The sequence below is a fragment of the Mycobacterium sp. Aquia_216 genome, from assembly GCF_026723865.1.
In the GTDB taxonomy this organism is placed as follows: Bacteria; Actinomycetota; Actinomycetes; order Mycobacteriales; family Mycobacteriaceae; genus Mycobacterium.
In genome coordinates, this window is record NZ_CP113529.1 from 5,419,407 (window position 1) to 5,431,963 (window position 12,557).

The 12,557-nt window shown below is 64.3% G+C and carries 11 protein-coding genes; 7 read left to right on the forward strand and 4 right to left on the reverse strand.

The features are described from left to right. Window positions 1-126 precede the first annotated feature (126 nt). The 6 genes from OK015_RS25260 (at window position 127) to ku (ending at window position 7,188) form a co-directional block, all read left to right on the forward strand. On the forward strand, window positions 127-1,653 hold the full coding sequence (locus OK015_RS25260; RefSeq protein ID WP_268127220.1) for a mannitol dehydrogenase family protein: 1,527 nt from the start codon (window positions 127-129) through the stop codon (window positions 1,651-1,653). After that, window positions 1,650-2,507 carry an HAD family hydrolase gene (locus tag OK015_RS25265; protein ID WP_268127222.1) on the forward strand — a complete coding sequence of 286 codons (858 nt, stop codon included), beginning with the start codon at window positions 1,650-1,652 and terminating at the stop codon, window positions 2,505-2,507. The genes OK015_RS25260 and OK015_RS25265 overlap by 4 nt, the downstream gene beginning before the upstream one ends. A gap of 120 nt (window positions 2,508-2,627) precedes the next feature. After that, a complete protein-coding gene (locus OK015_RS25270; RefSeq protein ID WP_268127225.1) occupies window positions 2,628-4,040 on the forward strand; it encodes a mannitol dehydrogenase family protein in 1,413 nt (470 codons plus the stop codon). Beyond that, on the forward strand, window positions 4,037-4,963 hold the full coding sequence (locus OK015_RS25275; RefSeq protein ID WP_268127227.1) for a carbohydrate kinase family protein: 927 nt from the start codon (window positions 4,037-4,039) through the stop codon (window positions 4,961-4,963). Before OK015_RS25270 ends, OK015_RS25275 begins: the two co-directional genes overlap by 4 nt. A 136-nt stretch (window positions 4,964-5,099) precedes the next feature. Continuing rightward, on the forward strand, window positions 5,100-6,170 hold the full coding sequence (locus tag OK015_RS25280) for a GGDEF domain-containing protein (RefSeq protein WP_268127229.1): 1,071 nt from the start codon (window positions 5,100-5,102) through the stop codon (window positions 6,168-6,170). Window positions 6,171-6,267: 97 nt separating this feature from the next. Then, a complete protein-coding gene (ku, locus tag OK015_RS25285) occupies window positions 6,268-7,188 on the forward strand; it encodes a non-homologous end joining protein Ku (protein ID WP_268127231.1) in 921 nt (306 codons plus the stop codon). Between the two features lie 20 nt (window positions 7,189-7,208). Here ku and pstA read toward each other — a convergent pair whose 3' ends face one another. The 4 genes from pstA to pstS (OK015_RS25305) all read right to left on the reverse strand — a co-directional run bounded on the left by pstA (window position 7,209) and on the right by pstS (OK015_RS25305) (window position 11,524). Continuing rightward, window positions 7,209-8,111, reverse strand: coding sequence for a phosphate ABC transporter permease PstA (gene pstA, locus OK015_RS25290; protein ID WP_268127233.1), 903 nt, complete (start codon window positions 8,109-8,111; stop codon window positions 7,209-7,211). Next, window positions 8,108-9,079: a phosphate ABC transporter permease subunit PstC gene (pstC, locus tag OK015_RS25295; protein WP_268127236.1), complete on the reverse strand. Its 972-nt coding sequence runs from the start codon at window positions 9,077-9,079 to the stop codon at window positions 8,108-8,110. Before pstC ends, pstA begins: the two co-directional genes overlap by 4 nt. Window positions 9,080-9,109: 30 nt before the next feature. Further along, complete coding sequence (gene pstS, locus OK015_RS25300) at window positions 9,110-10,225, reverse strand: phosphate ABC transporter substrate-binding protein PstS (protein ID WP_268127238.1); 1,116 nt, start codon at window positions 10,223-10,225, stop codon at window positions 9,110-9,112. A gap of 186 nt (window positions 10,226-10,411) precedes the next feature. Then, complete coding sequence (gene pstS / locus OK015_RS25305) at window positions 10,412-11,524, reverse strand: phosphate ABC transporter substrate-binding protein PstS (RefSeq protein ID WP_268127239.1); 1,113 nt, start codon at window positions 11,522-11,524, stop codon at window positions 10,412-10,414. Window positions 11,525-11,764: 240 nt separating this feature from the next. On the opposite strand from pstS (OK015_RS25305), the gene OK015_RS25310 reads away from it, so the two are divergent. Then, on the forward strand, window positions 11,765-12,556 hold the full coding sequence (locus OK015_RS25310) for an SDR family oxidoreductase (protein ID WP_268127241.1): 792 nt from the start codon (window positions 11,765-11,767) through the stop codon (window positions 12,554-12,556). The last annotated feature ends 1 nt before the right edge of the window (window position 12,557 follow it).

Below are 12,557 nucleotides of genomic sequence, written 5' to 3' on the forward strand. Positions count from 1 at the left end.
GTCAACTTACGTCGTTTCAGGCGTGTTAACCGCTTTGACCACCGATTATCGCCTTGCTGTGGATTTGATTTGTGACATGACCCACGGAAAGGTTAGACCGGCGGCCACCTCGGGCACAGATGAACAATGTTTGATGTCATCCCTTCCCCTTGGCGTCCAGAAGGCGGCGTCCCTCTGAGCGACGCGACACTACAACTGCATTCGCAGCGCGTCGACGTGCCCACCTATGACAGGTCGGCCCTTCAGCGGGGTGTCGTCCACATCGGCGCGGGCAACTTCCACCGCGCACATCAGGCCGTGTACTTCGACGACCTCGCCCGCTCGGGCATTTCAGATCGGTGGGGGGTGACCGGCGTGAGTCTCAACTCCCCCAACGCCAAAGACCTGCTGTCCGCACAAGATGGGCTGTACACCGTCGTGCAGTGCGGCCACGACCGCCAAACCGCCCGCGTGGTCGGCTCCATCGGCTCCGTTCACTACGCACCGAGTGATGGCGTAGCGGTCCGCGCCGCCCTGGCAGACCCCCAAACCCGCATTGTCAGCCTGACCATCACCAACAATGGATACTTCCTCAATCCCGTCACCGACGAGTTCGACGCCGACCACCCCGACGTGCGCGCCGACCTGGTCGCGTACAACGGCTACGCAACCGCGTGGGGATATCTGGCCGAAGCTCTCGATCGGCGTCGCCGCGCGGGCGTCGCGCCGTTCACCGTGCTGTGCTGCGACAACATTCCCGGCGACACCCAGCCGGCGCGGACCGCGCTGGTGTCGTTCGCCGCGTTGAAGGACGTGGGACTCGCCCGCTGGATCGACACATATGTCGCGTTCCCGTCGACCATGGTCGATCGCATCACCCCGCAAACCTCGAAGTCGGAGTGCAAATTCGTCGAGCAGACGTTCGGCGTGGCCGACAAATTTCCGGTCGTGACCGAGCCGTATCGCCAGTGGGTGATCGAGGATTCCTTCTGCAACTGGCGCCCGCCGCTCGACCTGGTCGGTGCCGAATTCGTCACCGATGTCCGCGACCACAAGCTGATCAAGACCCGTCTGCTCAACGGCACCCATATCGCGCTGGGGTGTTTGGCCACCCTGGCCGGTTATCAGCGCACCGACGACGCGATGCGAGACCGCATCATCTTCGATTACGTCGAGAAGCTCGTGCGCGACGAGATTCAGCCACTGCTGCCGGTCGTCCCGGGGATGAACACCCCCGAATACCGGGGCACATTGCTCGATCGGCTCAGCAATCCCCGGATGAGCGACCAATTGTCGCGGCTGGCTCGACGGGGAACGAGCAAGATCGCGTCGTTCGTGCTGCCCTCGCTGGAGGAGGCGATCGCGCAGGGCAGGCCGCACACGCTGCTGATGTTGGCAGTCGCCGGGTGGGCACGTTACATGCGCGGGCACGACCTCAATGGGCGCAAGATCAGCCTCGAGGACTCGCAGGCAATCCCGGTGGTTAAGTTGGCCAACATGGCGAGCACCAACCCCGATCCGCTGCTGGAACACGAGATGTTCGCCCAGGTGCGCGCGGTGCCCGGCTTCGCCGAGCGCCTCGGTGAGATGATCGCGGACATCGACGCACGCGGTGTGGTGCCGACGCTGCGGGACGCGATGCGCAACGACGAGCGGGAGTTGGTGGCGCGATGACCGAGGGCCTCACTTTCGTCCGTGAATTCGACCCCGCGCCGATCACGACGTTGCTCTTGGACGCCGACGACAACCTGTTCGGCTCGGAACGGCCGGCGTTCGACGCATCGACCGACGTGACCAATCGTTTCCTGGCCAGGTTCGGTGTGACCGCACCGCTCAGCTCGGAAGAGTTGCGCAAGCGGGCCGTCGGGAAAAACTTCCGCAACACGGCCCTCGACTTGGCGGTGCAGTGCGGAGTGCCGCTCGATCCGACGCTGACCGAGGGCCGTCCCGCGGCGCTGATCGCCTCGTCCGGCGACCTGGCGAGCGGCGCCGCATTGTCCGCCGACGAACTCGAGCAGTGGGTGCGCGAAGAGCGCGAACGGGTCACCGCTCATCTGGCGGTCACCCTGACACCCGATCCGCGGGTGCTGGAGCCGTTGCGGGACCTCGCGGCCCATTACGCGCTCGCGGCCGTCAGCTCCAGCGCCACCAAGCGTCTGCTTGCCTGCTTCGCCGCCACCGGCCTGAACTCGCTGATATCGGCGGCAGTCACCTTCAGCGCGGAGGATTCTCTTCCGGTACCGACCAGCAAACCCGACCCGGCCGTGTATCTGCACGCCGGCCGGGCATTGGGCGTCGAGGCCCACCACGGACTGGCCGTCGAAGATTCGGTGGCCGGCGTGAGTTCCGCGGTCGCAGCCGGCTACGCCACCGTCGGCAACCTGATGTTCCTGCAGCCTGACGAGCGGGATTGCCGCCGTGCGGAATTGGTTGACGCCGGCGCGGTCGCGATAACCGATTCGTGGCGTGGTCTTGCCGATGTCCTGCTGTCGTCGGCCGTGCCGGCCGGAAGTTCCCCGCTCACGTAGGGCTGCGACTGGTCCGAGACCGGTCGTTGGGCTGGGTTTGCAGACCGCTGGTCGTCGTACCGTTGAGAGGAGCTCCGAGCCCGGTGACGATCCGGGCTTTGGCCCGGGGAGGAGTTGGCCATGGTGGCTAGCGCAATTAATCTGAACAACGCCTCGCTCTCCAAGCTGCCGATCGAGGCGCCGAACTACGACCGCGGCAGCTTGACCGTCGGCATTGCGCATATCGGCGCGGGTCACTTCCACCGCGCGCACCAGGCCATGTACATCGACCGGCTGCTGCAAGCCGGTCTGGCACGCGAATGGGCCATCTGCGGGGTGGGCGTGATGCCCGCCGACTGGACGATGCGCGATGTCCTCAACGATCAGGACGGGCTCTACACGCTGATCCTGGAGAAGCCGGACGGCAGCCGGGACGCACACGTGATCGGCTCGATCATCGACTACCGGTACGCCCCCGACGATCCGGAATCGGCGTTGGAAGTGCTGGCCGCGCCGTCCACCCGGATCATTTCGCTGACCATCACCGAGGGCGGTTATCGCGACCCGGACGGGCCCGCGTTCGCGTTGATCGTCGAGGCTTTGGACCGGCGTCGCCGCCGTGGGATCGCCGCACCCACCATCGTGTCGTGCGACAACATCGAGAACAACGGTGAGATCGCGGGGCGGGCCGTCCTCGCGAACGCCGAAAGCCGTGACCCCGGGCTGGCGCAGTGGGTGAGCGAACACGTCGAGTTCCCGAATTCGATGGTCGATCGGATCACCCCGGCCACGACACTGCAGATGGCCGCGGAGGTGCGGCGCGACTTCGGCGTCAACGACCGGTGGCCGGTGGTGGCCGAGCCATTCACCGCCTGGGTGCTCGAAGACAAGTTCGCCGACGGCAGGCCGCCGCTGGAGCAGGCGGGCGTGCTGCTGGTCGACGATGTCGCGCCGTACGAGCTGATGAAGCTGCGGCTGCTCAACGCGGGGCATCAGTGCCTGGCCTACTTCGCCCATCTGTGCGGCTTCGAGTTCGTCCACGAGGCGGCGCGCGATCCGTTGTTCGCCGAACTCTTGATCGCCTATTTCGAATCCGAGGCCATCCCCACGCTGCCGCCAGTGCCCGGGATCGACCTGCATGAATTCAGCCGCACGCTGATCGAGCGGTTCGGCAACCCGGGCGTGCGCGACACCGTGTCGCGGTTGTGCGCCTTCTCGTCGGATCGCATCCCGAAATGGTTGATCCCGGTGATCTGCGACAACCTGGCCAGCGACGGCTCGGTCCGGGTGGCGGCAGCGGTGGTGGCGAGCTGGGCACGCTACGCCGAGGGCACCAACGAATGGGGTGAGCCGTACGAGGTGGTGGATCAGCTCGCGGACTCGCTGATCCCGATCGCCCGCTCGCAGTACGAGAATCCCACCGCGTTCATCGAGATCGCCGCGGTGTTCGGCGATCTGGCCCACCAGCCACGCTTCGTCCAGGCATACAGCTGGGCGCTGGATTCGTTGCACCGCAAGGGAGCTCGGGCGACGTTGGAGGCGTTGGTGCGATGACCCGCGGGTTGGTGATCGGCGAGTCGCTGATCGATGTCGTCGACGGCGACTCGCATGTCGGCGGCAGCCCGCTGAACATCGCGGTCGGACTGGCCAGGCTTGGTCGCGACGTCGACCTGCTGACCCACATCGGCGACGACGAGGCCGGCCGGCGCATCGCGGAATACGTCAAAACATCTGGTGCGCAGCTTGTTCCGGGAAGCATGACCGCCCCGCGCACGCCGACCGCGGCGGCGACGATCGCCGACGACGGATCGGCGACCTACACCTTCGATCTGGACTGGCAGCTCTCCGGTACACCCGAAGTTGCCCCACCGTTGTTCGTACACACCGGGTCCATTGCGGCCGTGCGCGAGCCGGGGTGCTTGGCGGTCGCCGCACTGCTCGACGCCTACCAGGTGTCGGCCACGATCACCCTGGACCCCAACGTGCGGCCATCGCTGATCGCGAACCGAGATCTGGCGCGCGGACGGATCGAACACCTCGTCGAGCGCAGCGACATCGTCAAAGTCAGCGATGAGGATCTGCACTGGATAGATCCCGACCATGAGCCCGAGCGGACGGCCCGAGCCTGGTTGGCGTTGGGTCCCGCGATCGTCGCCGTGACGATGGGCGCACACGGTTCGCGAGCGTTCTGTGCGGCGGGCGAGGTGCAGGTACCCGCCCGTCCGGTCGAGGTGGTCGACACGGTCGGCGCCGGCGACGCGTTCATGGTCGGCCTGCTCGACGCCCTCTGGGAGATGAATCTGTTGGGCGGCGACCGGCGGGCCGCCCTGGCCCGAATCCGTCTCGACGAGCTGACCGCGGCATTGGAGGCGGGGCGGCTGTTGTCGGCGCTGACCGTCGCACGCGCTGGCGCCGATCTGCCCGACAGGGCCGCCGTAGCGGCTCAATCCGCTGCTCCCCCTGGTAGTTTCGCCTAGTCCGCGCATCATCCCGCGCCGGAACCGAAACCGGCGCGGGCCGGGTCGCCACGACCGCTACATTGCCCCTGACTGAACAGCAGTCAATGGCGTTGGCGGGCCGGGGGACACCAGGAGGGCATGAAGGAGTTCCGTGGTGAATGAGTCAGACCAGTTCGACTGGGTCACTGCCTACCTGGACAGTCATGGACTCTTGACACCCTGGCGCAGGATCACCTTCCTGTTCATCGCCGCATTCGCGGTCCAACCGCTCATCATGCTGTGGAGTCCGGCCGCACCTCACCACCCGGTGACTCGGGCAGTGACAATCGTGCTGTCGTTGTTGGGGGTCACCGGCGCGATTCTGCGGTTGAAGCGCTGGCCGACGCGTCGTCAGTCGAGCCTGTCTTTGCTCGCAGCAATGGTGGGCGTCGCCGCAGCGCTCTTGACGCTGTCGAACCCCTACGTCGGATTGATGGCATGCACGACTTTCGCGATCCTCGGCGGTTACATCGCCTACTTCCACGGCACCGCCATCGTGCTTACCAACTCCGCGGTGGCCGCGGTGTGCGTGGTGGTCCTGTCCTACCGGGTCATCGCGAACACCGGCGGCGTTGCCCTCACCCTCGGTGCGCTGATAGTCGTCGCCGGACTCAATATCGGTGTGCCATTTGGCATGCGGTCGCTGGTGCACACGCTGCGCACCGATCTGCGGAGCTCCGACCATGATTCACTTACCGGCCTGCACAACCGGCGCTCGTTCTACAACTCGACCTACGAACTGATCATGCACCATCGCGGCGCGCCGGACTCATATCTGGTGATCGTGATGATCGATCTCGACGACTTCAAGCAACTAAACGATGGGCATGGTCACGCCGCCGGCGATCAGGCGTTGGTCGCCGTCGCCGCGGCGCTTCGGGCGAACTGCCGCCCCACCGCCGTGATCGGCCGGTCGGGTGGGGAGGAATTCGTGGTCGCCGATATCGACACCACACCCAGCCCGGTAAAGATGGCCGAACGACTTCGCGACGCGATAGCCGCGATTCCGTTCGAAATCACGGCCAGCGTCGGCACCTCCAGCATCCTGCTCAACGCCGGCCCGATCACCCCTCCCATGCAACTCATCGATAACCTGATCGAGACTTCCGACGTGGCCATGTATCAGGCCAAACGCGCCGGAGGAAATCAGGTTTGCCACTCCGCGATGGTTCCTCCGCTCGCGTGAGGGCCGGCGTCGCCCGGAGGCGCGCGCGAACCGGACATTCCCAGGTCGTGGCCCTGCCGTGCTGTTTTGTGACCAGCGGTATGGGCATACTGACTGCATGCGCTCCATCTGGAAGGGTTCGATCTCGTTCGGGCTCGTCAACGTGCCGGTCAAGGTGTACAGCGCCACCGAGGACCACGACATCAAGTTCCGCCAGGTGCACGCCAAGGACAACGGTCGTATTCGCTATCAGCGGGTGTGCGAGGTGGATGGCGAGGTGGTCGAATACCGGGACATCGTCCGGGCCTACGAATCCGACGACGGCCAGATGGTGGTGATCACCGACGACGACATCTCCACCTTGCCCGAAGAACGCAGCCGCGAAATCGAAGTGCTGGAGTTCGTCCCGGCCAGCGACGTCGATCCGATGATGTTCGATCGCAGCTATTTTTTGGAGCCGGATTCGAAGTCGTCCAAATCGTATGTGCTGCTGGCCAAAACATTGGCCGAGACCGATCGGATGGCGATCGTTCATTTCACGCTGCGGAACAAGACGCGGCTTGCGGCGTTGCGGGTGAAGGACTTTGGCAAACGCAACGTCATGGTGGTGCACACCCTGCTGTGGCCGGACGAAATCCGCGACCCCGATTTTCCGGTACTCGACAAGAAGGTCGAGATCAAGCCCGCGGAGCTGAAGATGGCCGGGCAGGTAGTGGAGTCGATGGCCGACGACTTCAACCCGGACCGCTACCACGACACCTACCAGGAGCAGCTCCAAGAGCTCGTCGACGCGAAACTTGAAGGTGGCGAGGCATTTACCGCCGAGGAGAAGCCCAAAGATCTGGATGAGACCGAAGATGTCTCCGATTTGCTCGCCAAGCTGGAGGCCAGCGTGAAGGCGCGCTCCGGCGAGGAAAGGGCGGCGGCCAAAAAGACCGCCGCGAAGAAGACGGTGGCCAAAAAGGCGCCGGCCAAAAAGACCGCCACAAAGAAGGCGCCCGCCAAGAAGTCTCCCGCGAAGACGGCGTCACGATCCTAGATCGGGCGCGGGCGTCCCGGTCAGCGTCGCAGGGTTGCCAGGAAACGAAATAGCGCAGCCGCGAGGTTGATGGCGGCCACGATGATGATCAGCGTCAGAGCGGCACCCCAGATCCGCAGAAAACCCGCATGTTCGGGATTGCTGAGTTCGGTGTAGATCAGCAGCGGCAACGAGGCCATATTGCCGTGGAAGATGTCGAGGTTGATCGAGCGGCTGTACCCGACCAGGATCAGCACCGGCGCGGTTTCGCCGATCACGCGGGCCACGGACAACAGAACGCCGGAGATGATCCCCGGCATCGCGATTGGAAAGACAATCCGCACAATCGTTTTCCATTTGGGAACACCCAACGCGTAACTGGCCTCCCGCAGTTCGTCGGGTACCAGTCTCAGCATCTCCTCGGCCGCCCGCACCACCACCGGCAGCATCAGCAGGACCAGCGCCAGCGCCACGGCGAACGCGCTCTGCTGAAACCCCAAAGTCGCAATCCACAGGCTGAAGATGAACAGCGCCGCCACGATCGAGGGAACCCCGGCAAGCACATCGACCATGAACGTGGTCACTCGCGCCAGCCGTCCTGAACCGTATTCCACCAGGAATACCGCCGTCATCAAGCCCAGCGGCACCGCGAGCGCGGTGGCCACCCCCGCCTGCGCCACCGTCCCGTACAGCGCGTGGTAGACACCACCGGCGAACTGCTCGGGCAGCACTCCGCGCAGCGAATGCGTCCACCAGCCCGACCGGGTGACGGCATAGCCACCCCGCGCGATCACCACCCACAGCAGCCAGACCAGGGGAACCAGCGCGACACCGAAGCAGGCGAGGAAAAAGAGCGTCGCGACGTGGTTTTTGATCCTCCGCCGCAGGCTCAGCGGCTGCACCACCGTGACCTTGAGCGGCTGCCGAAAAGTCTCGACACTCATGCGTTGACCTTGCCGCCGGAGATCGCGCGGGCGGCCGCGTTGACCAAGAACGTCACCACGAACAGCGCGAATCCCGCCGAGATATAGGCCCCGGTCGGCAGCGGTTCGCTGAATTCGGATGCGCCGGAGGCGATCTTCGAGGCAAACGTGTAACCGCCGTCGAACAGTGACCAATTGCCCGGACGGGCCCCGGCGCGCAAGATGATCAGCACCGCAACGGTTTCGCCGAGTGCGCGACCCAAGCCCAGCATCGAGGCCGCGACGACGCCGCTACGACCGTAGGGCAGCACGGTCATTCGCACCACCTCCCACCGGGTGGCGCCGAGCGCCTGGGCCGCTTCCATCTGGATACGCGGGGTCTGGCGGAACGCTTCGCGCGCCACCGAGGTGATGATCGGCAGGATCATCACCGAAAGCACGATCCCGGCGGTGAAGATGGTGCCGCCGCCCGCCAGCGACACGTTGCCGTGCTTGAACAGGAAGAGCCAACCCAGGTTGCGATTCAAAAACCCGGCCAACGGCTCCAGTTTGGGCCCCAACACGAAGATCCCCCACAGTCCGAAGATGATCGACGGTACTGCGGCCAGCAGATCAACCATCGCGGCGAACGGGCGCGCCAGCCGCGCCGGCGCATATTGGGTGAGGAACACCGCGATCCCGATCGCGACCGGCACGGCCAACACCAGTGCGCTGACCGAACTCAACACGGTGACCATCAGCAAGTCGTGGATACCGAACGCCAACTTCTCGGCGTCGCTGGTATTGAATTCGTTGCTGGTGAAGAAGTTCGCGTGGTTCGCCCGCAGCGACGGCACAGCACGAATCAAGAGGAATATCGCGATCAGCGCGATCGCGATCACGATCGTCGATCCGGCGGCGGCGGCGATCGAGGAAAATATTCGATCGCCGCGCCGCACCGCGCGCGGGTTCAATGCAGTCAGCGCCGGCTTTGTACCGGGCAGACTCACACGCGATCTTTCGGATACCACGATCTCAGGTCACGAGATGGCGTTGACCGCGGCCGACAACCTCGACCCGAACGCGTCCGGAATGGGAATATATCCGTTGTCCGCCAAACCATTTTGGCCAGCACCGATGGCGCTCTGCAGGAACGCCTTCACCGCGGCGCCCACCTGGGAGTCGGGATACTTCGAGCACACAACCTCATACGTCGCCAACACGATCGGGTACGCCCCGGCCTGGCCCGGCCGATAGAACGAAATCGTGTCGAGGACCAGGTCGTTGCCCTGCCCGACGATCGATGCTCCGGCGATCGTCTTGCCCACCGAGTCGGTACTGATCGCTACCGGGTCCGGACCCGCCGTGGTGACGACCTTGGCCATGTTCAGGTGTTGCGCCTGGGCGAACGACCATTCGTTGTAGGTAACCGATCCCTCGGTGCTTTTGACGGCCGCGCTGGTGCCGTCGTTGCCCTTGGCGCCCTCACCGACACCGCCGTTGAACTTCTTTCCGGCGCCCTTACCCCACGCGCCTTTCGAAGCGGCGTCGAGATACTTCTGGAAGTTATCCGTAGTCCCGGACTCGTCGCTGCGGAATACGACGTGTATCGGCTCGCCCGGCAAAGTCGTGCCGGCATTGAGCGCCTGGATCGCGGGATCGTTCCACGAGGTGATACCGCCGTTGAAGATCCTCGCCAGGGTCGGGCCGTCGAGGTTCAGCGAAGTCACTGCGTTGATGTTGAAGGTGACCGCGATCGGGCCGAAAACGGTGGGCAAGTTCCACGCCTGCGCGCCGCCGCAGCGCTGTTGTGCGGCCGCGTACTCATCGTGACTCAACGGCGAGTCTGATCCCCCGAAATCGGTTTGGTTACCGGTGAATTCGTGAATACCGGCGCCCGACCCGTTGGGCGTGTAGTTCAACGTTTGACCCGGGCAGGCCTGTTCGAACGCCTTAACAAACCGCGTCATCGCGTTCGCCTGAGCTGTCGAACCACTGGCCTTCAACGTCTTGGTGCCACCGCAGGTCACCTTGCCCGACGGCGCACCCGTTGTCGGGCTGCTGCCGCCGGCGTTGTTGTCACTGCCACATCCCGAGATAACGAATGTTCCAGCAGCGAGCACGCCGAGAAAGCCGCCAAACCGGTTGAGTTTCAATTCAGTTCCTCACCTTTGCGATTGAACACCGCAGCACTAGCCGCAGCTTACAAAACCAACCGTCATCCTCGCGACCGGGAAGCTACAGTAAAAACAGGTTAACGTTCGGCAAAATTTGTCGTCGCCGCCACCGCTCGATGACGTGACGCCACCCCCTCGCCAGCGCAGAATTCGAACAGCCTAGAATCACGAGATTGCGTTGACCGCGGCCGACAATCGCGACATGAATGCATCCGGAACGGGAACATATCCGTTGTCCACCAAGCCATTCTGGCCGGCACCGATAATGCTCTGCAGGAACGCCTTTACGGCGGCACCGACCTCGGGATCGGGATACTTCGAGCACACAACCTCATACGTCGTCAGCACGATTGGGTACGCCCCGGCCTGATTCGGGCGATAGAACGAAATCGTGTCGAGCGCCAGGTCGTTGCCCTGCCCGACGATGGAAGCGGTGGCGATCGTCTTGCCCACCGAATCGGCGCCGATCGACACCGAGTCCGGACCGGCCGATGTGACGATCTTGGCCATGCCCAGGTGTTGCGCCCTGGCGAACGACCATTCGTTGTAGCTGATGGATCCGTCGTTGGCTTTGACGGCCGCGGCGCTACCGTCGTTGCCCTTGGCGCCCTCACCGACACCGCCGTTGAACTTCTTTCCGGCGCCCCTACCCCACGCGCCTTCGGAAGCGGCCTCGAGATACTTCTGGAAGTTGTCGGTAGTCCCCGACTCGTCGCTGCGAAACACAACCTGGATCGGCTCGGCGGGCAGGCTCACACCCGGATTGAGCTCCTGGATCGCGAGATCATTCCATTTGGTAACGCCGCCGTTGAAGATCTTCGCTATGGTCGGGCCGTCGAGGGTCAGCGAACTCAACCCGTTGACGTTGTAGGTGATCGCGATCGGTCCGAACACCACCGGCAGTTCCCACGCCGGCGAGCCGCAGCGGTGCTCGGCGGCGGCGTAGTCGCTGGGCGCCAGGGTCGAGTCCGAACCAGCGAAATCAGTTTGGTTGCCCGTGAATTCGCCAATTCCCGCGCCCGACCCATTGGGGGTGTAGTTCACCGCGTGGCCCGGGCACGCCTGCTCGTAGGCCTTGACGAAACGTGTCATCGCGTTCGCCTGGGCTGTCGAACCGCTCGCCTTCAGCGTTCTTGCGCCACCGCAGCCTACCTTCACCGATGACGTCGAGGTTGTCGTATTTCCACCGCTTGCGTTGTCATCATTGCCGCATGCCGACAACACCAATAGACCAGCAGCCAGAACGCACGAGATGGCACCAATTCGGTTGATTCTCAATTCAATCCTTCGACGGTACGAACGAGGCGATGATCGGCAAACTCGCCAGCCATCGTCGCAGGCCGTCACCGCGGTTTGCAATTGCCCTGGCGATCCCCCGAGCGGTAACACCGACGCGGCATGCGGGCGACGGATCGGAGGTGCCATATGCCAAACTAGAACCTGTTCCAGAAATGCCGCGATCCGAGACGGTCAGTCTTGTTTCCGTTTCGGCCGTCAACTCAACGAAGAGAGGCCGTAATGATCCTTGACAGGTTCCGTCTCGACGATAAAGTCGCCGTCATCACTGGTGGCGGCCGCGGGCTCGGGGCGGCCATCGCGGTGGCGTTTGCCGAAGCCGGCGCCGATGTCCTCATCGCCTCGCGCACGGAATCCCAACTAGAGGCCGTTGCCGAAGAGGTCCGCGCCGCGGGTCGCCGAGCCCACACCGTCGCGGCCGACCTGGCTCATCCGGACGCCACCGCGAAGCTGGCGGAGCAGGCCGTCGAGGCCTTCGGGAAACTGGACATCGTCGTGAACAACGTCGGCGGGACCATGCCCAACACGCTGCTCACCACCTCGACGAAAGATCTCAGGGACGCATTCACCTTTAACGTCGCCACCGCCCACGCGCTGACCCTTGCCGCGGCGCCGTTGATGCTCGAGCACTCCGGCGAAGGCAGCATCATCAACATCACGTCGACGATGGGCCGGTTGGCCGGACGCGGCTTCGCTGCCTACGGCACCGCCAAAGCCGCGCTGTCGCACTACACCCGGCTGGCGGCGCTGGACCTGTGCCCGCGCATCAGGGTCAACGCGATCGCCCCCGGCTCCATCCTGACCTCAGCGCTTGACGTGGTGGCCTCCAACGACGATCTGCGCAAGCCGATGGAGAAGGTGACACCCATGCGCCGCCTCGGCGACCCTGTCGACATTGCCGCCGCGGCAGTCTATTTGGCATCGCCGGCCGGTAGCTTCCTGACCGGCAAGACGCTCGAGGTCGACGGTGGCCTCACCTACCCGAATCTGGACATCCCCGTCCCGGATCTGTGAC

Bases quoted from the DNA above. Each gene is read 5' to 3' on its own strand.
- OK015_RS25270 (WP_268127225.1), top strand. From the start codon at position 2,628: ATGGTGGCTAGCGCAATTAATCTGAACAACGCCTCGCTCTCCAAGCTG.
- OK015_RS25265 (WP_268127222.1), top strand. From the start codon at position 1,650: ATGACCGAGGGCCTCACTTTCGTCCGTGAATTCGACCCCGCGCCGATC.
- OK015_RS25310 (WP_268127241.1), top strand. From the start codon at position 11,765: ATGATCCTTGACAGGTTCCGTCTCGACGATAAAGTCGCCGTCATCACT.
- pstA (WP_268127233.1), bottom strand. From the start codon at position 8,111: ATGAGTGTCGAGACTTTTCGGCAGCCGCTCAAGGTCACGGTGGTGCAG.
- OK015_RS25275 (WP_268127227.1), top strand. From the start codon at position 4,037: ATGACCCGCGGGTTGGTGATCGGCGAGTCGCTGATCGATGTCGTCGAC.
- OK015_RS25260 (WP_268127220.1), top strand. From the start codon at position 127: ATGTTTGATGTCATCCCTTCCCCTTGGCGTCCAGAAGGCGGCGTCCCT.
- ku (WP_268127231.1), top strand. From the start codon at position 6,268: ATGCGCTCCATCTGGAAGGGTTCGATCTCGTTCGGGCTCGTCAACGTG.